At 55.6% G+C, this 20012-nt stretch carries 20 protein-coding genes; 5 read left to right on the top strand and 15 right to left on the bottom strand.

From position 1 onward, the window contains the following. Window positions 1-166 precede the first annotated feature (166 nt). Window positions 167-625 carry a redox-sensitive transcriptional activator SoxR gene (soxR, locus tag N5C09_RS19945; protein ID WP_003860275.1) on the bottom strand — a complete coding sequence of 153 codons (459 nt, stop codon included), beginning with the start codon at window positions 623-625 and terminating at the stop codon, window positions 167-169. Window positions 626-723: 98 nt separating this feature from the next. Between soxR and soxS the strand changes: the two genes are divergently transcribed. Beyond that, window positions 724-1050 (top strand): superoxide response transcriptional regulator SoxS, encoded by a 327-nt coding sequence (gene soxS, locus N5C09_RS19940; RefSeq protein ID WP_003860277.1) that lies wholly within the window; start codon window positions 724-726, stop codon window positions 1048-1050. A gap of 6 nt (window positions 1051-1056) precedes the next feature. On the opposite strand, the gene N5C09_RS19935 is transcribed toward soxS, so the two are convergent. Next, window positions 1057-2622 (bottom strand): EAL domain-containing protein, encoded by a 1566-nt coding sequence (locus N5C09_RS19935; protein WP_279749732.1) that lies wholly within the window; start codon window positions 2620-2622, stop codon window positions 1057-1059. 782 nt (window positions 2623-3404) lie between these two features. On the opposite strand from N5C09_RS19935, the gene N5C09_RS19930 reads away from it, so the two are divergent. Beyond that, the gene (locus N5C09_RS19930) at window positions 3405-3686 is read left to right on the top strand and encodes a YjcB family protein (RefSeq protein ID WP_022646751.1); all 282 of its coding nucleotides are present in this window, start codon (window positions 3405-3407) and stop codon (window positions 3684-3686) included. A gap of 63 nt (window positions 3687-3749) precedes the next feature. Here the strand turns inward: N5C09_RS19930 and ssb1 are convergent, their stop codons facing one another. Then, window positions 3750-4280 carry a single-stranded DNA-binding protein SSB1 gene (ssb1, locus tag N5C09_RS19925; protein WP_006810470.1) on the bottom strand — a complete coding sequence of 177 codons (531 nt, stop codon included), beginning with the start codon at window positions 4278-4280 and terminating at the stop codon, window positions 3750-3752. Between the two features lie 251 nt (window positions 4281-4531). Here ssb1 and uvrA point away from each other — a divergent pair, with 251 nt between their 5' ends. Continuing rightward, complete coding sequence (uvrA, locus tag N5C09_RS19920; protein WP_003860287.1) at window positions 4532-7354, top strand: excinuclease ABC subunit UvrA; 2823 nt, start codon at window positions 4532-4534, stop codon at window positions 7352-7354. Between the two features lie 3 nt (window positions 7355-7357). Here uvrA and N5C09_RS19915 read toward each other — a convergent pair whose 3' ends face one another. From N5C09_RS19915 to dnaB, 6 genes are all read right to left on the bottom strand, one after another. Beyond that, window positions 7358-7711, bottom strand: coding sequence for an MmcQ/YjbR family DNA-binding protein (locus N5C09_RS19915; RefSeq protein WP_063449853.1), 354 nt, complete (start codon window positions 7709-7711; stop codon window positions 7358-7360). A 2-nt stretch (window positions 7712-7713) separates the two neighbouring features. Continuing rightward, on the bottom strand, window positions 7714-8130 hold the full coding sequence (locus N5C09_RS19910) for a secondary thiamine-phosphate synthase enzyme YjbQ (RefSeq protein WP_112792377.1): 417 nt from the start codon (window positions 8128-8130) through the stop codon (window positions 7714-7716). A gap of 112 nt (window positions 8131-8242) precedes the next feature. After that, the gene (aphA, locus tag N5C09_RS19905; RefSeq protein WP_107534472.1) at window positions 8243-8956 is read right to left on the bottom strand and encodes an acid phosphatase AphA; all 714 of its coding nucleotides are present in this window, start codon (window positions 8954-8956) and stop codon (window positions 8243-8245) included. 235 nt (window positions 8957-9191) lie between these two features. Continuing rightward, window positions 9192-10385, bottom strand: coding sequence for an aromatic amino acid transaminase (gene tyrB, locus N5C09_RS19900; protein WP_279749731.1), 1194 nt, complete (start codon window positions 10383-10385; stop codon window positions 9192-9194). Between the two features lie 109 nt (window positions 10386-10494). Next, window positions 10495-11574, bottom strand: coding sequence for an alanine racemase (gene alr / locus N5C09_RS19895; protein ID WP_279749730.1), 1080 nt, complete (start codon window positions 11572-11574; stop codon window positions 10495-10497). Window positions 11575-11590: 16 nt separating this feature from the next. Further along, complete coding sequence (gene dnaB, locus N5C09_RS19890) at window positions 11591-13003, bottom strand: replicative DNA helicase (RefSeq protein ID WP_003860298.1); 1413 nt, start codon at window positions 13001-13003, stop codon at window positions 11591-11593. Window positions 13004-13063: 60 nt separating this feature from the next. On the opposite strand from dnaB, the gene N5C09_RS19885 reads away from it, so the two are divergent. Further along, window positions 13064-14047 carry a quinone oxidoreductase gene (locus N5C09_RS19885; RefSeq protein ID WP_063865502.1) on the top strand — a complete coding sequence of 328 codons (984 nt, stop codon included), beginning with the start codon at window positions 13064-13066 and terminating at the stop codon, window positions 14045-14047. A gap of 184 nt (window positions 14048-14231) precedes the next feature. Here N5C09_RS19885 and pspG read toward each other — a convergent pair whose 3' ends face one another. From pspG to N5C09_RS19865, 4 genes are all read right to left on the bottom strand, one after another. After that, the gene (gene pspG, locus N5C09_RS19880; RefSeq protein ID WP_112792373.1) at window positions 14232-14474 is read right to left on the bottom strand and encodes an envelope stress response protein PspG; all 243 of its coding nucleotides are present in this window, start codon (window positions 14472-14474) and stop codon (window positions 14232-14234) included. Window positions 14475-14610: 136 nt separating this feature from the next. Beyond that, entirely contained in the window at window positions 14611-15606 is a 996-nt protein-coding gene (dusA, locus tag N5C09_RS19875; protein WP_063449859.1) for a tRNA dihydrouridine(20/20a) synthase DusA, read from the bottom strand. 82 nt (window positions 15607-15688) lie between these two features. Continuing rightward, a complete protein-coding gene (gene traF / locus N5C09_RS19870; RefSeq protein WP_063865504.1) occupies window positions 15689-16999 on the bottom strand; it encodes a conjugal transfer protein TraF in 1311 nt (436 codons plus the stop codon). A 168-nt stretch (window positions 17000-17167) separates the two neighbouring features. Continuing rightward, window positions 17168-17656, bottom strand: a complete 489-nt coding sequence (locus N5C09_RS19865) for a cupin domain-containing protein (protein ID WP_063449861.1) — start codon at window positions 17654-17656, stop codon at window positions 17168-17170. Between the two features lie 116 nt (window positions 17657-17772). Here N5C09_RS19865 and zur point away from each other — a divergent pair, with 116 nt between their 5' ends. Further along, window positions 17773-18285, top strand: a complete 513-nt coding sequence (gene zur, locus N5C09_RS19860; RefSeq protein WP_006810484.1) for a zinc uptake transcriptional repressor Zur — start codon at window positions 17773-17775, stop codon at window positions 18283-18285. Between the two features lie 46 nt (window positions 18286-18331). Here the strand turns inward: zur and N5C09_RS19855 are convergent, their stop codons facing one another. Next, the gene (locus N5C09_RS19855; protein ID WP_003860314.1) at window positions 18332-18541 is read right to left on the bottom strand and encodes a CsbD family protein; all 210 of its coding nucleotides are present in this window, start codon (window positions 18539-18541) and stop codon (window positions 18332-18334) included. A 119-nt stretch (window positions 18542-18660) separates the two neighbouring features. Further along, entirely contained in the window at window positions 18661-19998 is a 1338-nt protein-coding gene (gene dinF, locus N5C09_RS19850; protein ID WP_193032836.1) for an MATE family efflux transporter DinF, read from the bottom strand. Window positions 19999-20012: the final 14 nt, after the last annotated feature.

Genomic DNA, 20012 nt, shown 5'->3' with positions numbered 1-20012 from the left:
CAGCGGGATAGAGAGAAAGACAAAGACCGGAAAAAACTAAAGCGCCCTTAGTGGCGCTTTAGTTCTTTATGCTTGTTGCCGGGTGGCGGTTTGCTTACCCGGCCGACATTCCCGGTCTTGTAGGCCGGGTAAGCGAAGCGCCACCCGGTGAAGGGGCCGCAGAATCTCAATCCTCCTCCAGCAGACGCGCCCCCGTTCCCTGCTCGCCCAGCCTGTCGCCCGGGTTACGCAGCGGGCAGTCGCTACGTGATAAACACCCGCAGCCAATGCAGCCGTCCAGTTCATCGCGCAGGGCCACCAGCGTGTGAATACGACGATCAAGCTCTTCACGCCACTGGGACGACAGCTGCTTCCACTCTTTCGCGCTCAGCGAGTGTCCTTCCGGCAATACGCCGAACGCGTCGCCGATGGTGGCCAGGGGGATACCGATACGTTGCGCAATTTTGATAATCGCCACGTAGCGGAGCACGTCGCGGGTGTAGCGCCGCTGGTTTCCGGCGTTACGGATACTTTTTATTAACCCTTTGCTTTCATAGAAGTGGAGCGCCGACACCGCCACGCCGCTTCGCTTCGCCACTTCACCGGGGGTTAACAGCGCTTTGATGCGCGGTAATCTCTTTTCCATAAAACCTCTTTACCTCAAGTTAACTTGAGGAATTATACTCCCCCGCAGAGAAAACGATGAATCAACCGAGAAAGTTGTATCTACAGAGGGGCAACCTTATGTCGCATCAGCAAATTATTCAGACGCTTATTGAATGGATTGATGAACATATCGACCAGCCGTTGAACATTGATGTGGTCGCGAAGAAGTCGGGCTATTCGAAATGGTATTTACAGAGAATGTTCCGCACCGTGATGCATCAAACGCTGGGTGACTACATTCGCCAGCGCAGGCTACTGCTGGCGGCGCAGGCGTTACGCTCAACGCAGCGGCCCATTTTTGATATCGCAATGGATCTGGGCTATGTGTCGCAGCAGACCTTTTCCCGCGTCTTCCGCCGCGAGTTTGACCGGACGCCGAGCGACTACCGCCACCAGCTTAATTAATGCGCGTTAACGCGAGGATTGCTGCTGCCAGGCCATAAATGCCTGGGGCGGCATCGCTTTCGCGAAGTGCCATCCCTGACAATACTGCACGCCTCGCTTCAGCAGCCAGCTAACCTGCTCGGCGGTCTCCACCCCTTCCGCTATGGTTTTCAACCGCAGGCTTTGCGCCATCTCAATGATGTGCTCAGCAATAAGGTGGCTGGTGCTGTTAGTGGCTAAGGTATCGATAAAAGATTTATCGATTTTCAGAATATCGACGTTCAGGGAATAGAGATTATGCAGGTTTGAGTAGCCGGTTCCGAAGTCATCGATTGCCACCTCATAGCCCGCCTGGCGAAACGCCTGGATAACCGGCGTGGTTTTTGGCACGTCGATAAACCCCCGCTCCGTCACCTCTATTTTGATCTGCTGCGCGCGAACCGAGTAAAAGCGGGCTTTATCTGAGATCAGGGCGATAAGACGCGAGGAATGGAAATCCGAAGCCGACAGGTTAATCGAGACATACAGATCGGGATGAGCGGCAAGAAAATACCCAAGATCGCTGAACACCTCCTCCACGACGTAATCGGTGATGCGCGCGATCATGCCCTCTTTTTCTGCCAGCGGAATAAATTCGGCCGGGCTCATGACCTGCCCGTTAAATCCAGGCCAGCGCAATAGCGCCTCCGCCCCCACGCACTGATTATTTTTAATATCAATAATGGGCTGATAATGTACGCACAGCTGGCGATTATTCAGCGCCCGATGCAGAAGACGGCCAGGCGAATTGAATTCGCGGTGTGTACGCGACCACACCAGCAGAATAATTATGCTGCAAATCATCCCCAACGGTAGCGTCAGGGTAGCCTGGTGATAAAACGTTTCATAAAAACGGGCACTGGACGTTGAAACGATGGCCGCAATGGGCCGCTGCCCGGATTTCACGATCGTATAAAAACGGTCATCCTGCTGAAAAGTCGTTTCCTCATGCCGAATCATCGAATGCAATAAAGGGATATTGGCTTTCTGGCTAACGGAAAAGAATGCATTGCTGACGGTGTCATATACTCCCCACGATAGGGAACGATCGTCTGACATCACCTCACTGTACGATAGCGGGTTAACCACGACGACATAATTTCCGCGCTGCACATATATCATTTTATAGCCATTAAAAAATGGCGTATCGCGAAAATAATAGATGGAAACGTCAGGTTTCCGTGTGTAATTGGCTGCGGGGATGGTGTAAGGGTGGTCCGGTGTATAAATGGTTGAACAGAGAAAATTCTGACCTTCAGCATATATTAAATCAGCAACAAAAAGACGACCGCGGGAAACGTTCAACATATATTGACGATGTGCTGGCGTACAAACTTTGCCCTGATATTTTTCCGCGTCTTCACGGGCCAGATCAACCTGTTGAATAACCCGTTCAGTTTTGTTTAAAGCCAGTTCAGCGAACGTGCGCAGCTGGGAGCTGATTTCCGACTCGGCTCTCAGCTGAGCAAACCATAGCGCAAGCATCACCGGCAGCATAACTACCATGATAATCCCTGCCACGTTGAGCATCTTGCGCTGCGCGCTACGATTCATTTCCCGCTCTGTATCCCTGCATGATGTACGCCTGTAGCAATGAAGGCCGGCTGCTTTGATAAACAGGCGATTACGTTGCATGAATCACAGGAAGTTAGCAACTGACTTTTGCTATTAAAAATCCTAAAATTCGTGATGCCGATAATATTCTCCCGTAAGCCAAACTAAAAGTATTGGTTTCGTTTTCAATAAGAAGAATAATTCTTCGCGATGGGCGTTAAAGTTCCCTAACTGAAATAGCCTGCTATTTTTTCTTCTGCTGTTTTATAAATAATCAGATGCCAGAATCGATTTTCCTCTTCCCGTACGTCTGGCGTCATATAATGGTTTATCGGCACGCATCAGTATGGCTGAAGTATCCCGTTGCCTCTGACACACTTCAGCCATGCGCGGCTCGTCAGCGGACTCAACGCTGACTCAGGAGGGGCTTGCCCCCAGTGCACGTTGCGTTGCGACGTCAGCTTCACCACGGCCAGCATGCTGTCGTTAGTCATCTCGCGCCTTTATCTTTCACAGGTCATTAATCGATAGACTGACTGCTGTAAACCCTTTACAGCCGATCGTGTATTGCAAAGGTTTTGCTATCTGAATGAATTAAATATAAAAATTCACCGCAGACGCTGAAGTGAGCGTCGACGATATATTTTCCTGAGTTATAAAACCACTTTTACTCCACGCAGACACTGGCGAATAAAACAGCAAATGTGATATAGTTCACACATCTTATGTAACGAGAAACATTGTTTCATTTCAGTTCGTCTGTTTTGTCGAGGATGGGTTATATGGCAACCATTACCACCAGCATGGTGCTCCTGCGCTGGCCGTTGTTGAGCGCGGTTTTGATGTTCCTGGCCAGCACGTTAAACATTCAGTTCCGAAAGTCCGACTACGCAGGTCTCGCTGTAATTAGCACCCTGCTGGGATTGGGCGCCGCATGCTGGTTCGCGACAGGTCTGCTCGGCATTACGCTGGTGGATATGGCCGCCGTCTGGGAAAACATCAAAGTAGTGATGGTTGAAGCCATGAGCCATACTCCACCAGACTGGCCGATGGTGATTACCTGATAGCCTGTTAATAAAAAACCCAGACTGGTGTCTGGGTTTTTTTGTGCTTTACGCGTCTGGATATCAGAACGGGATGTCGTCGTCGAAATCCATTGGCGGTTCGTTAGACGGTGCCGGAGCAGACTGCTGCTGCGGACGAGACTGCGCGCCGCCGCTGAACTGGTTGCCGCCCTGAGGCTGCTGAGGCTGGCCCCAACCGCCCTGCTGCTGGTTCTGACCGCCACCTGCCGGTGCGCCACCGCCCTGACGGCCACCCAGCATCTGCATGGTGCCGCCCACGTTCACCACCACTTCCGTGGTGTATTTTTCCTGACCGGATTGGTCAGTCCATTTGCGGGTACGCAGCTGGCCTTCAATGTAAACCTGAGAGCCTTTACGCAGATACTCACCGGCCACTTCGGCCAGTTTGCCAAACAGCACAACGCGGTGCCATTCGGTCTGCTCTTTCATTTCACCGGTCGCTTTATCACGCCAGGATTCGGAAGTAGCCAGCGTAATGTTGGCAACTGCGCCACCACTCGGCATGTAGCGTACTTCCGGGTCCTGGCCCAGATTACCGACGAGAATCACCTTGTTTACGCCTCTGCTGGCCATGTTCGTGTCTCCTGAATACGTTTCTTAATAGTGTAAACGCGCGAGTGTACCATTTCCATGCGACACTTTGATAGTTGCGTAGCATGTTCCAGAGTTCTCTCGCGGACTCGACATTGTTACACAGTGAATCAGAAAATGCATTCCAATACTGTATATTCAAACAGGTCATTTTGTGTCATAATTAGCCGTTTCTGACAGCCGTTTGTCCTTCAAACAAATCAGGCAATCCGTGTTCCAACCGGGAAAGGTGAATGGATAAGATCGAAGTTCGGGGCGCCCGCACCCACAATCTCAAGAATATCAACCTCATAATCCCTCGCGACAAACTTATCGTCGTGACCGGGCTTTCGGGGTCTGGCAAATCCTCACTGGCTTTCGACACCTTGTATGCCGAAGGACAGCGTCGTTACGTTGAATCGCTCTCGGCGTACGCGCGTCAGTTCCTGTCGCTGATGGAAAAACCGGATGTCGACCACATTGAAGGGTTATCCCCTGCTATCTCCATTGAGCAGAAATCCACGTCGCATAACCCGCGTTCCACGGTCGGTACCATTACCGAAATCCACGACTACCTGCGCCTGCTGTATGCGCGCGTAGGCGAGCCGCGCTGCCCGGACCACGACGTCCCGCTGGCGGCTCAGACCGTCAGCCAGATGGTGGATAACGTGCTGTCGCAGCCGGAAGGCAAGCGCCTGATGCTGCTGGCGCCAATCATTAAAGAGCGTAAGGGTGAGCACACCAAAACGCTGGAAAACCTGGCAAGCCAGGGCTATATCCGCGCCCGTATCGACGGTGAAGTGTGTGACCTGTCGGATCCACCAAAGCTGGAGCTGCAAAAGAAGCACACCATTGAAGTGGTGATTGACCGCTTTAAGGTGCGTGAAGATCTGGCGACGCGTCTGGCGGAATCCTTTGAAACGGCGCTGGAGCTCTCCGGCGGCACGGCGGTGGTCTCCGATATGGACGACGCCAAAGCGGAAGAGCTGCTCTTCTCCGCCAACTTTGCTTGCCCGATTTGCGGCTACAGCATGCGCGAGCTGGAACCGCGCCTGTTCTCATTCAACAACCCGGCAGGCGCGTGTCCGACCTGTGACGGCCTGGGCGTTCAGCAGTATTTCGATCCGGACCGCGTGATCCAGAACCCGGAGCTGTCACTGGCGGGCGGCGCCATTCGCGGCTGGGATAAGCGTAATTTTTACTACTTCCAGATGCTGAAATCGCTGGCAGAGCACTACAAATTCGACGTTGAAGCGCCGTGGGCCAGCCTGAGCGCGAACGTGCACAAAGTGATCCTGTTTGGTTCCGGTAAAGAGAACATTGAGTTCAAGTACATGAACGATCGCGGCGATACCTCCGTGCGTCGCCACCCGTTCGAAGGGGTGCTGCACAACATGGAGCGCCGCTACAAAGAGACCGAATCCAGCGCGGTGCGCGAGGAGCTGGCAAAGTTCATCAGCAATCGCTCCTGCGCCACCTGTGAGGGCACGCGTCTGCGTCGCGAAGCGCGCCACGTGTTTGTTGAAAATACGGCGCTGCCGACCATCTCAGACATGAGCATCGGCCACGCGATGGACTTCTTCAACAACCTGAAGCTTTCCGGCCAGCGCGCGAAAATTGCCGAAAAAGTGCTGAAAGAGATTGGCGACCGCCTCAAGTTCCTCGTGAACGTCGGCCTGAACTACCTGACGCTTTCCCGCTCGGCGGAAACGCTCTCCGGCGGTGAAGCCCAGCGTATCCGTCTGGCGAGCCAGATTGGCGCCGGTCTTGTGGGCGTGATGTACGTGCTCGATGAGCCCTCTATCGGCCTGCACCAGCGCGACAACGAGCGTCTGCTCGGCACGCTGGTACACCTGCGCAACCTCGGCAACACGGTGATCGTGGTGGAGCACGACGAAGACGCCATTCGCGCGGCAGACCACGTGATCGACATCGGCCCGGGCGCGGGCGTGCACGGCGGCCAGGTGGTGGCGGAAGGGACGCTGAAGGACATTATGGCGGTGCCCGAGTCGCTGACCGGCCAGTACATGAGCGGCAAACGCAAGATTGAAGTGCCGAAACAGCGCGTCGCGGCGAACCCGGAAAAAGTGCTGAAGCTGACCGGTGCGCGCGGCAACAACCTGAAGGACGTGACGCTGACGCTGCCGGTTGGCCTGTTTACCTGCATTACCGGCGTGTCCGGTTCCGGTAAATCGACGCTGATTAACGACACGCTGTTCCCGATTGCGCAGACGGCGCTGAACGGCGCGACGCTGGCCGAGCCTGCACCGTACCGCGACATTCAGGGGCTGGAGCATTTCGACAAGGTTATCGACATCGACCAGAGCCCGATTGGTCGTACGCCGCGTTCCAACCCGGCGACCTATACCGGCGTCTTTACGCCCGTACGTGAACTCTTCGCTGGCGTGCCGGAAGCACGTTCACGCGGGTATACGCCAGGTCGTTTCAGCTTTAACGTGCGCGGCGGCCGCTGTGAAGCGTGCCAGGGCGACGGCGTGATCAAGGTTGAGATGCACTTCCTGCCGGATATCTACGTGCCGTGCGACCAGTGCAAAGGCAAGCGCTATAACCGCGAAACGCTGGAAATTAAGTACAAAGGCAAGACCATCCACGAAGTGCTGGATATGACCATCGAAGAGGCGCGCGAGTTCTTTGACGCCGTCCCTGCGCTGGCGCGTAAGCTGCAAACCCTGATGGACGTGGGCCTGACCTACATTCGCCTGGGTCAGTCAGCAACAACCCTGTCCGGCGGTGAGGCGCAGCGCGTGAAGCTGGCGCGTGAGCTGTCCAAACGCGGTACCGGCCAGACGCTGTACATTCTGGATGAACCGACCACCGGCCTGCACTTTGCGGATATCCAGCAGTTGCTGGACGTGCTGCACCAGCTGCGGGATCAGGGCAACACCATCGTGGTGATTGAGCACAATCTGGACGTGATTAAAACCGCGGACTGGATTGTCGATCTCGGCCCGGAAGGCGGCAGCGGCGGCGGTGAAATCCTCGTCTCCGGTACGCCAGAGACCGTTGCAGAGTGCGAAGCCTCGCACACCGCGCGCTTCCTTAAACCGTTGCTGTAATCGTCACACGGAGAGCTGCTGTCGGATCGTTTCCGGCAGCAGTTCCACCGCCTGTTGATACGACGCATCCACCAGGTAGTAAATTTGCGAATCTGGCAGCGAGCCGTCGAGAAACACCGTACTCCAGTGCGCTTTGTTAAGATGCTTACTTGGCCTGACATCATCGTGCTGCTGGCGCAGTAAATCGGCCAGTTCCGGACTGGTTTTCAGTGATGCCGCAGGCCGCGCCTCCACCTCTTTCACCATCGCAAACAGAACATCACCCACTTTGATCTGCGTGGCTTTCCAGTCGCTGTGAACGCTTTGTTCCGCGCCCGGCTTGCTCATGCAGTACTGAAGTATCTCCGAAATTGTCATCTTTATTCCCCTTGTAGCGTTGCGATAATTTTACGCGAACCACCGTGAATGCGATGTTCTCCCAGCCAGATCCCTTGCCACGTGCCCAGCAGTAACCGCCCGTTGTGAACCGGCAGCGTCAGCGAGACGCCCAGCAAAGAGGATTTGATATGCGAAGGCATATCATCCGCCCCTTCGTAATCATGCTCATACGGGGCGTTATCCGGGACGGTCTTCAGAAAATGCCGCTCCATGTCAGACCGGACGGTGGGATCGCAATTTTCATTGAGCGTGAGAGAAGCAGACGTGTGCTGGAGCAGCAGATGCAGCAAACCCGTTTTGACGCGCGACAGGTCGCGGATTTGCCCGATGACTTCGTCCGTCACCAAATGAAAACCGCGTGATTTTGCGCTTAAGGTCAGGGTCTGTTGATACCACATGTGCTGCTCCATTATGAAAGGTGAATCTTTCTAAGTGTGCAGCAAGAAAGCGAAAGGTAAAACCCGCGCGGCGAGATTTGCTTAAAAAAGCACCCATCCCGCCGTTAACGCATCAGTATTCGGAGTTAACGATCACCTCTTCGCCAAATTTTCCGGCCATCGGCAGCGGTCGGTAGGTAGAGTTCGAGGCGCGTAACACCCTGATGCCTCTGGCCCCCACGTCGTGCGCCGCCGTGATGTCATTATCGGAATCCCCGTAGAACACTTTGATGTTTTTCTTTTCCAGCCACTGGGTTTTGGTGTTTTGCCCTTCACGATCGCCGGCAAAAATGACCGGGTTCATGCTGGAGGCCGGGATCAGGAAATCATCCTGGAGCGTTTTCGAGACGGTTTCCGTTTTGGTCTGGCTACGTCCGGTCACGAAGTAAATGCTGTCGCCGCGCTTAACGTGCATGGCGATCAGCGCGCGGGCAACTTCTTTCGGGATACTGAACTCATCCCAGCCGTTGTTCATCTTTTCCCAGAATTCCGGGTTTTTCAGATAGGCCTCGCTGTCCGGCGAGTAGGTTTTTTTGCCGCGCCAGAAACCGGGGCTGGAGAAGAGCACGGTATCGTCAATGTCGAAGCCCACGGCCATGGGCGGGCGGCCCGTCAGGCTGTTTTCGATTTGTGCCACGGAAACCCAGTGAATGGGCGCCTGTTCGGCAAGAATGGCGGCGGTGGTTCCGGTGTAAAGCGGCGTCGGGGCAGAAGCCCGCGCAACAACGGTACTATTAAGCGAGAACAATAAGCAGGCGGCGCTGAGCGCCAGTGTGATCTTGCGCATATTTTCCCCTGAATATTCAGTTTGTTATCGTTTTATTTTGAGCGAATGGTCAAAAAACTATCCGACCATAACCCCAGCGGGAGGGGAAGGAAAGGAGTTTTTAGTTATGAAGCTGAATAAAAAGAAGACGATCACAAAGCGTGGACGGGACATGACTGGCACCGGCGCGAATAAAAAAGCCGGGTGGCGGCTGCGCCTTACCCGGCCTACAAATAGCATGCAAGTAAGTGAATACTTACATCACAGCAGCAAAGGCCTGCGCCACACGCTGGACGTTGCCGGCATTTAGCCCCGCCACGCACATACGGCCGCTGGCGATCAGGTAGACGCCGAACTCGTCACGCAGGCGATCGACCTGTGCAGCGCTCAGCCCGGTGTAGCTAAACATCCCGCGCTGCTTAAGCAGATAGTCGAAGTTCTGCCCCGGCACCGCCTCTTTCAGCACGTTAACCAGCTCCTGACGCATCGACAGAATGCGCTTGCGCATCGCTTCCACTTCCGCAAGCCAGGTGGCTTTCAGCTGTTCGTCGCCCAGAACGGTCGCCACCACCTGCGCACCAAAGTTCGGCGGGCTGGAGTAGATACGGCGGACCGTCGCTTTCAGCTGGCCGAGTACGCGCCCCGCAGCTTCGGCGTCTTCACACACCACGGAAAGACCGCCGACGCGCTCGCCGTAAAGGGAGAAGATTTTTGAGAAAGAGTTGCTGACCAGCGCCGGCAGACCCGCGCTGGCAATCGCGCGAATGGCGTAGGCGTCCTCCTCCATGCCCGCGCCAAAGCCCTGATAGGCGATGTCGAGGAACGGGATAAGGTCACGCGACTTCAGTACCTCAATTACGGCATCCCACTGTGGATTGGTGAGATCGGCTCCGGTCGGGTTATGGCAGCACGGGTGCAGCAGCACGATGCTGCGCGCCGGCAGGGTGTTCAGTTTTTCCAGCAGCGCGTCAACGCGCACGCCGTTAGTTTCGCTGTCAAACCACGGATAGGTCGCAACCTTAAAGCCCGCGCCTTCAAAGATGGCCACGTGGTTTTCCCACGTCGGGTCGCTGACCCACACGCCCGAGTCCGGGAAATACTTTTTCAGGAAATCTGCGCCTACCTTCAGCGCACCCGAGCCACCCAGCGTCTGGATAGTCGCCACGCGCTTTTGCGCGAGCACCGCGTGGTCCGCACCAAACAGCAGCGGCGCAATGGTATTACGGTAGGTATTTAACCCTTCCATCGGCAGATAAAGCGAAGCCCCGTGCGGGGTTGCGTTAAGACGCGCTTCAGCTTCGGCAACGGCTTTCAGTTGAGGAATGATGCCGTCCTCGTTGTAATAAAGACCAATGCTGAGGTTCACTTTATCGCTGCGAGGATCTTCTTTGAAACGCTCCATCAAGGAGAGAATAGGGTCGCCGGCGTAGGCGTCTACTTTCTGAAACACGCGATGTTCTCCGGATTATTATGAGGCAGGGTTTTCAACAATAAACCGGAAGCAGGAGAAGATCGAGAGGATGTTAACAGAAGCGGGATGCATCGCATCCCGTTAAAGCTCAGTCGATGTATTTCATCGCCATCCGCGACGTCAGACGCGTAATAAGTTCGTAAGCACTCACTTTTGTAATCTCAGCAATGCGCTCGACGGGCAGCCCTTCGCCCCACATCACCGCATCGTCGCCCGCTTTATCCTGCGCATCGGGTCCCAGATCGACACAAATCATGTCCATCGCCACGCGGCCGACAATCTTCACTTCGCGGCCATTAACCAGCACCGGCGTGCCCGTTGGTGCGGCGCGGGGATAGCCGTCGCCGTAGCCCATCGCCACCACGCCAAGCCGCGTGTCGCGCTCGCTGGTCCAGGTGCCGCCGTAACCTACCGGCTCGCCTGCTTTGTGCTCACGCACGGCAATCAGCTTTGAAACCAGCGACATCACCGGCTTAAAGCCAAAGTCCGGTCCCCAGGGTTTGTTCTCAAGCGGGGAAACGCCATACAGGATAATGCCCGGACGCGCCCAGTCGAAGTGGGACTGCGGCCACAGCAGAATGCCGCCGGACGCCGCAATGGAGCGCATTCCCGGCTTGCCTTCGCAGAAGGTGTTGAAGATATCAAGCTGCTGCTCGGTGGCGCCGCATTCAGGTTCGTCGGCACGGGCAAAGTGGCTGACGATATTGACCGGTTGACGCACATTTTTGCACTGGCACAAACGCTGATAAAACGCCTCCGCGTTTTCCGGGCGCACGCCCAGACGATGCATGCCCGTATCGAGCTTCATCCAGACGGTGACCGGCTCGCTCAGTTCAGCCGTTTCCAGCGCGGCCAGCTGTTCTTCGTTATGGACCGCCGTGTGCAGCTGCTGGTCTGCAATGGTCGGCAGATCGCTGGCTTCAAAAAAGCCTTCTAGAAGCAGAATCGGTTGCGTAATACCGCCTTCGCGCAGGCGGAGGGCTTCTTCGAGACGGGCGACACCAAAGGCGTCGGCATCGGGGAGCGTTCGCGCGGTCTCAAGAAGACCGTGTCCGTAAGCGTTCGCTTTCACGACTGCAACGAGCTTGCTGGCGGGCGCCAGTACTCGCAGACGTTGCAGGTTGTGTCGCAGAGCGCGGCGGTTAATCACAACAGTTGCCGCTTGCATTTGAATTCCTTAGAAATTACTCATCATCATATTGAGGACCGGCATAGTTGTCGAAACGCGACCACTGGCCGTTAAAGGTGAGACGCACCGTACCGATGGGGCCGTTACGTTGCTTACCAATAATAATTTCGGCGATCCCTTTCAGGTCGCTGTTCTCGTGATAGACCTCATCACGGTAGATGAACATGATTAAGTCGGCATCCTGCTCAATGGAGCCGGATTCACGCAGGTCGGAGTTGACCGGGCGTTTGTCTGCACGCTGTTCCAGGGAGCGGTTAAGCTGCGACAGCGCCACCACCGGAACGTGCAGCTCTTTAGCTAACGCCTTGAGCGAGCGGGAAATCTCGGCGATCTCCAGCGTACGGTTGTCGGAGAGCGATGGGACGCGCATCAGCTGAAGGTAGTCGATCATGATAAGGCCGATGCCGCCGTGTTCACGGGCGATGCGGCGCGCGCGGGAGCGCACTTCCGTTGGCGTCAGGCCGGAGGAGTCATCGATGTAGATGTTCCGTTTTTCCAGCAAAATGCCCATGGTGCCGGAGATACGCGCCCAGTCCTCGTCGTCCAGCTGGCCGGTACGGATGCGGGTCTGATCCACGCGCGACAGGGATGCCAGAGAACGCATCATAATCTGTTCTGAGGGCATCTCAAGACTAAAGATAAGCACCGGCTTATCCTGCAACATCGCCGCGTTTTCGACGAGGTTCATCGCAAATGTCGTTTTACCCATCGACGGACGCGCCGCGACGATAATCAAATCCGACGGCTGAAGACCCGCCGTTTTTTTGTTGAGATCGTCATAGCCGGTGTTCACCCCCGTCACGCCATCGTGCGGCTGCTGGAAAAGCTGCTCTATACGCGCAACGGTGGCGTCGAGCACGTCGGCAATGTTTTTCGGGCCTTCGTCTTTATTGGCACGGCTTTCGGCGATTTTAAAGACGCGAGATTCCGCCAGGTCGAGCAGATCTTCGCTGGTGCGGCCCTGCGGGTCGAAACCGGCCTCGGCGATCTCGTTCGCCACCGAAATCATCTCGCGGACAACGGCGCGTTCGCGGACGATGTCAGCATAAGCGCTAATGTTCGCGGCGCTTGGCGTGTTTTTTGACAGTTCTGCCAGATAGGCAAAGCCGCCGACGCTGTCCAGCTGCCCCAGGCGCTCCAGCGATTCTGCGAGCGTAATCAGGTCAATCGGGCTGCCCGACTCCTGCAAACGCGCCATTTCCGTGAAGATATGACGGTGCGGACGGGTATAGAAATCTTCTGCGACGACGCGCTCGGCAACGTCGTCCCAGCGTTCGTTATCCAGCATTAAACCGCCCAACACCGACTGTTCCGCTTCAATCGAGTGCGGCGGGACTTTTAACCCGGCGACCTGATAATCACGTTCACGGGGTTCAGTCTGTTTGTTGAAGGGTTTGTTTCCTGCCATAGTGAATGGAGTTACCGAGATAAAGAGTGGGTCGAAAGATTACCACATTCTGGAGGAAGCATGGCAACACGTATTGAATTTCACAAGCATGGTGGCCCTGACGTACTCAACGCGGTGGAGTTCACCCCCGCCGCGCCTGGTGAGAATGAAATCCAGGTTGAAAACAAAGCGATTGGCATTAACTACATCGATACCTATATTCGCGGCGGCCTCTATCCGCCTCCGTCGATGCCGAGCGGGCTGGGCACCGAGGCGGCCGGTATCGTCAGCAAAGTGGGTAGCGGGGTCAAGCACATCAAAGAAGGCGATCGCGTGGTGTACGCGCAGTCTGCGCTGGGCGCTTACAGCTCCGTCCACAATGTTCCGGCCGAGAAAGCGGCGCTTCTGCCGAATGCGATTGGCTTCGAGCAGGCCGCCGCCTCATTCCTCAAAGGGCTGACGGTCTATTATCTGCTGCGCAAAACCTATGAAATTAAGCCCGATGAGCAGTTTCTGTTCCATGCTGCCGCAGGTGGCGTGGGCTTGATTGCCTGCCAGTGGGCGAAAGCACTGGGCGCGAAGCTGATCGGCACTGTAGGCAGCGCGCAAAAAGCGCAGCGTGCGCTGGACGCGGGCGCCTGGCAGGTGATCAACTACCGGGAAGAGAGCATCGTTGAGCGGCTAAAAGAGATCACCGGCGGCAAAAAGGTGCGCGTCGTGTATGACTCGGTGGGGAAAGATACGTGGGAGTCTTCGCTGGACTGCCTGCAACGTCGCGGGCTGATGGTGAGCTTCGGTAACGCCTCTGGCGCTGTCACCGGCGTCAATCTCGGCATTCTGAATCAGAAAGGGTCGCTGTACGTCACACGCCCTTCCCTGCAAGGTTACATCACCAACCGGGAAGAACTTGAGGAAGCCAGCAATGAGCTGTTCTCGCTGATTGCCAGCGGCGTCATCAAAGTAGACGTGGCGGATGCGCAGAAATTCGCGCTAACCGATGCACAACGCGCGCATGAAGTGCTGGAGAGCCGGGCAACGCAGGGATCAAGCCTGTTAATTCCCTGAGCCATAAAAAGAAATTGGGCTTCCCGTGGGAAGCCCTTTCTTTTTTTAGTTCGGCTGTATGTAGGGTACAGCTCGATGAATTCTTTAGCGGCAGCCATAGTGACAGATTCGATAAGTAAATCCTATTCTGTTCTAAGGATTGCTGCCGGAAAAGTTGCAGGTATGTGACGAACCCCTCAATACCTTAGTAACGGAAGCGGTTATTACGCTGATAAGTGGGGAGTTTTGGTGATTTAATCGCCCGTATCGCCCATACCACCGCAATCGCCAGAAGTAACCACGGCAGGAGCTTAATCGTCAGGGCAAATAAGCCGCCGACAAACATTACCACCGTGGCCACCACGAGCGCGGCCAGAATACCGAGCAGCGACACGCCCGTGACCATCAGCATCATAAAAAAGCCAATCACAAAAAGTAGTTCCAGCATGGTGCTCTCCCACGAGTTCCCGAATGATGCTGCGATCATTACAAGAAACGTGCCAAAAATAAGTCGTTGTTCTGAAAGCAAAACGCCCCGCAATCTCTTGCAGGGCGTGGTGTAATTGACCATCTTTTAGCGAAATTTAACGTTTATCCGCAACCAGACGCAGCGCGTGTTCCAGAACCTCAATGTCCGCACCGGCTTTATGCGCGTTCTCGCTGAGGTAACGACGCCACTGGCGCGCGCCAGGAATGCCCTGGAACAGGCCAAGCATATGGCGGGTAATATGGCCCAGGTACGTACCCTTACTCAGTTCGCGCTCAATGTACGGATACATAGCGCGCACTACGGCCACCGGATCGGTATCGGCACCTTCAATGCCGAAAATTTCCCGGTCGACCGTCGCCAGAATGCCCGGATTCTGATACGCCTCGCGTCCGACCATCACGCCATCCATATGTTCAAGATGCGCTTTGGCCTCGTCCAGCGAGGTAATGCCGCCGTTGATCGACATAGTCAGGTGCGGGAAGTCGCGCTTCAGCTGGTACACTCGCGGGTAGTCCAGCGGCGGGATCTCGCGGTTCTCTTTCGGGCTAAGGCCAGAGAGCCAGGCTTTACGGGCGTGGATGATAAACATCTCGCACTCGCCCTTCCCGGACACCGTGTTGATGAAATCACACAGAAATTCGTAGCTGTCCTGGTCGTCGATGCCGATACGGGTTTTGACCGTGACCGGAATAGAGACGACGTCGCGCATCGCTTTGATGCAGTCCGCCACCAGGTTTGCATTACCCATCAGGCACGCGCCGAACATACCGTTTTGCACACGGTCGGACGGGCAGCCGACGTTAAGGTTAATCTCGTCATAGCCGCGCGCTTCAGCCAGCTTCGCACACTGCGCCAGCGCAGCCGGATCGCTGCCACCGAGTTGCAGCGCAACCGGATGCTCTTCTTCGCTGTAAGCCAGATAGTCACCCTTGCCGTGAATAATTGCGCCGGTAGTGACCATTTCGGTGTAGAGCAGCGTATGGCGGGAGAGCTGACGCAGGAAATAGCGGCAGTGTCTGTCCGTCCAGTCGAGCATCGGCGCGATAGAGAAACGGTGTGCAGGGAAAGCGGTCTGGAATTCTGACGACATGGCGAACTTTTAAGCATCTGGTGGAAAAGGGGCGCTACTATAGCACAAAGAAAAGCCGGAGGCGCAGCGCCTCCGGTGTACTTTAGAACGTCATACTCAACTGTGCCCCTGCCCCCCAGGTCTCGTCTTCGCCATAAAGCCCCATCAGGTCAACATGAACGGAGCTGAACGGCGCAAAACCGAGGCCGCCGGTAAAGACGTTGCTGTCGTTACCTTTCATGTCCGCACGATAACCGGCGCGCACCGCCAGCCAGCTCAGCGGTGTGACTTCTGCACCAATGCCAGCGTACTGGGACGTATCTTCGCTTTTGAAGCCTTTGGTCTCGGTCAGGTCGCCGTCTGCGGTCAGGGTCACCAGATCGTTATGCCAGGCCGCTCCGGCGGTCACCAGCGGACGGATCTGGTAGGTATCTTTATAACTCACCACCTCTCCCGTGCGCCCGTTGCGGATGCGGATATCTTTGGTATCGATATCGCGGGACATCAGGTTTTGCCCGCTCACGCCGACCGTCCAGTTTTCACCGAAATCAGCAGCAATACCGGCATCGACGTTGAAGCCAGTGTCGTCGGTACGGTAGCGGCTGTCGTTCCACTTATTACTGTCGTAATCGTAGATTGAGGTGGTGTAGTTATAGAGCCAGGTTTTTTGCAGCTTTGGCGTAACGCCAACGGAAACCGGAACGCCGCCAAGATCGAACTGGCGGGCCACCGCAATACCGTAGTCGGACACAATCGCCGCCCGGCCAGAGGCCGTCGAGTTGAGGTTTTTGGTGATTTGATCGGTACCGTTTAGCGCAGCGTCCAGCGCCACACCGGCCGCCACCGCGTCGCTACGCTGAATCCCGCGCAGATAATCAATGTCCTGCTGGTCGATAGAAGTGCTCACGCGCCCGTGGGCATAGCCTTTCGCCATAAAGGCCACGGAAAGCACGTCGTTAGGAATGCTGACGGCAATCCCCGCCCCTGCGGTGGCGTGCGCGGTTTTGCCTTTCAGGTAGTCCAGCTCATCCGCGAGATCTTTCGCTGCGCCCTGGAACTGGTTGATTGAGCCTAACGGGTTGGTGATGATTTCAATCGGCGTCAGGCTATCCACCACGTCCTGATAGCGATTGATTTTGTCATTGATGGTATCAATCTCGTCCTGAAGATTGTCCTCATCGGTCACCTGCACGCCGACGGACGGCAAAATAACCGTCACGTCATCCTCAGGTTTTGACTTTGCCAGCAGCGCCGGGTTGATCAAGGCGCCGCTGCCATAACTTCCGGCCGCTACGCCCGTGCCACCCATTGCGTCGCTACGCGCTTCCGTCCAGGTATTGGCTGCTCCCGCCTGATTTGCCATAAAAAAGGAGACAGCGATGCTAACCATCGAAAATTTAAAATGTTTTTTCACAGTGTGCTCGTAAATAGTTTGTTATTAGTTAACCCTGTCTGTTATCACCCAAACAGGAACGAACTATTGCTGTGAATAAGTACAAAAAGACCCGCTATTTCCCTAAGTTAAATTCCATCCCGGCCTGTTCTAATGTGTGACGACCATCAATATTTATAGAAGAGGAAATTATTTTCGCCCAGGTTTTCCATCGTGCGGCCCAAAAAACTGAGGCGGATGGTCTACCCAGCGGTCTTCGCGCGTTGCGGCATAAACCGGATTAAGCGGATAGTAGATGCGGTTGTGCTTTTTATTGGCCTCGCCCACCACCAGTAAGCGCACCTCTTCCTCGGTATTGTTGATAAAGGTATGGCACACACCCGTGCCAGCAGGAAACCCGACGCTGTCGCCAGGTTCGAGTTTCCACAGATAGCCATTGATCCAGGCCTCAGGATAACCCTCCAGAACGTATACAAACTCTTCTTCATCACTTTCCGCATGCGGATAAGACGTGCGGCGTCCGGGCGGCAGCCGTTCATGGTGAATACCAATGCGGCCGAGACCCAGCTTGCGGGCCAGCGGCGCGCCAATTGAGAAACGTTCGTTGCTGTCAGGATAAGTGGCGTCATCGGCACCTTCCACGTCCCGCCAGTGCCGAATACAGTCAGGTCTTTTCATTGCGCGATCTCCCGGTTTGCGATGCGTCAGGTATAGCACAGCCTGGCGGATCTCGGTGTTTTTACCAGAACATGATAAAGTGAGGGTTTGAACCCTTATCACATCCGAGGTGCCCGATGGACAAGTCCACAAAAGAGCTGTTAGCGCAAGCTGAAAAGCTGTGCGCGCAACGCAATGTGCGCCTGACCCCACAGCGCCTTGAGGTCCTGCGTCTGATGAGCCTGCAACAGGGTGCCATCAGCGCCTACGATCTGCTCGATCTGTTACGTGAAAGCGAGCCGCAGGCAAAACCGCCAACCGTCTATCGGGCGCTGGATTTTCTGCTGGAACAAGGGTTTGTGCATAAGGTGGAGTCAACAAACAGCTATGTGTTGTGCCATCTTTTTGACCAGCCGACCCACACGTCCGCCATGTTTATCTGCGATCGCTGTGGCGTGGTGAAGGAGGAGTGTGCGGAAGGGGTGGAAGATATTATGCATACGCTGGCGGCCAGAATGGGCTTTGCCCTGCGCCATAACGTAATCGAAGCACACGGTTTATGTTCTGCCTGCGTAGAGGTGGAGTCATGCCGCCATCAGGATGCCTGTCAGCACGATCACTCGATTCTGGTGAAGAAAAAACCGCGTTAAGGCCAAAGAAAAGGCGGCTCATGGCCGCCCTTGGGGATAGTGTCGGTTACCAGCGGTAGTCGTTACGGGTTTCCCAGTCTTTGACTTCGTTTTCCGCCTGATCTTTTTCATAACCGTAGCGCTCCTGGATTTTACCTACCAGCTGATCGCGCTTACCTTCAATGACGGTCATATCGTCATCCGTCAGCTTACCCCACTGTTCTTTCGCTTTACCTTTGAATTGCTTCCAGTTGCCGCCGATTTCGTCTTTATTCATAATCGTGTCCTCGTGTTAAGCGTCTATGAGTATCGTCCGCTTCGTTCTTTTCTGCTGGACGTGATTATTATTGTAGTTAAGGATTCGGAAGTTATTTTTATATTCGGAATCTTTAACCGCTACGACATATCAGGTCGGGCAGGAAACCAGGTATTGTTTCGCCAGTGACGGTGCCAGATAACGGCCAGCGAAAGGCCACGCAATGAGAGAAAAACCGCCAGCGCCAGCCACAGGCCATGATTGCCAAGATACGGCACGGTCAGCAGCGTAAGGCCGAAGCCCGCCGCCGCGACGGCCATGCTGTTGCGCATCTCCGCCCCTCGCGTGGCACCAATAAACATGCCGTCCAGCAGATAGCACCACACGCCCACCACCGGTAATACCACCTGCCAGAGGATGTAGCGATCGGCAAGCGCCTGAAGCGCGGGCAGCGAGGTAAGTAGCGCGACAATATGCCCACCAAAACAGGCGTAAACCAGGGCAAAGATCAGCGCCACCAGACCCGCCTGACGGCAGGCAGCCCGCCACACCTCGCGTAGCTGGCCGCTTTCACGCGCGCCATAAGCCTGCCCGGAATGCGCCTCCACGGCGTAAGCAAAACCATCCAGCGCGTAAGCGGTAAAGGTCAGTAACGTCATGAGCACTGCATTGACCGCGACGATTTCTGGCCCAAGCCGCGCACCAAAAACGGTTAACGCACCAAAGCAGAGTTGCAGCAGGAGCGAGCGCAGCATGATGTCGCGATTAAGCGCCAGCAGCTTACGCATATTGCCGCGCCAGGCCGTTTTCAGAAGATCGAGGGTGATGCCGCGCATCGTCAGCACGCGCCAGACCATCCACAAACCGATCAGCAGCGTACCGTACTCAGCAATCGCCGTGGCCAGCGCCGCGCCGCGAACGTTCATGTGCAGTCCCATTACCAGCCAGAGATCGAGCACAATGTTAAGCAGGTTGCCCACCACCAGCAGGATCACCGGCGCGCGGGCGTACTGCACGCCCAGTAACCAGCCCAGGAGGACCAGGTTTGCCAGGGAAGCGGGCGCGCTGAGCCAGCGAATTTCGAGGAAGCGCCGGGCCTGCTCCAGCACGGCATCACTGCCGCCCACAATATGGAGCGCCAGATCAATGAGCGGCGTACGCAACAGGACGATTAACGCGCCGGCACCGAACGCCAGCATGAGCGGCTGAACCAGCGCACGCGCCAGACGCAGGGGATCTTTTGCACCATACGCCTGAGCCGTCAGGCCTGTTGTACTCATGCGCAAAAAGAGCAGCAGCATAAAGAGGAAGCTGGTCGCCGTTGCGCCGATCGCGACGCCGCCCAGATAAATCGGCGAATCCAGATGCCCGATTACCGCCGTATCCACCAGCCCCAGCAGGGGAACGGTAATATTGGAAAAAATCATCGGTAGCGCAAGACGCCACAACGCCTTATCGGCAGAAGTTAGCAATGCCATGGAAATTACCGGAA

This window comes from Enterobacter sp. GD03975 (assembly GCF_029838645.1).
Taxonomy (GTDB): domain Bacteria; phylum Pseudomonadota; class Gammaproteobacteria; order Enterobacterales; family Enterobacteriaceae; genus Enterobacter; species Enterobacter quasihormaechei.
Note: the sequence above shows the minus strand (reverse complement) of the source record. Positions and strands in the feature narration are given on the sequence as shown.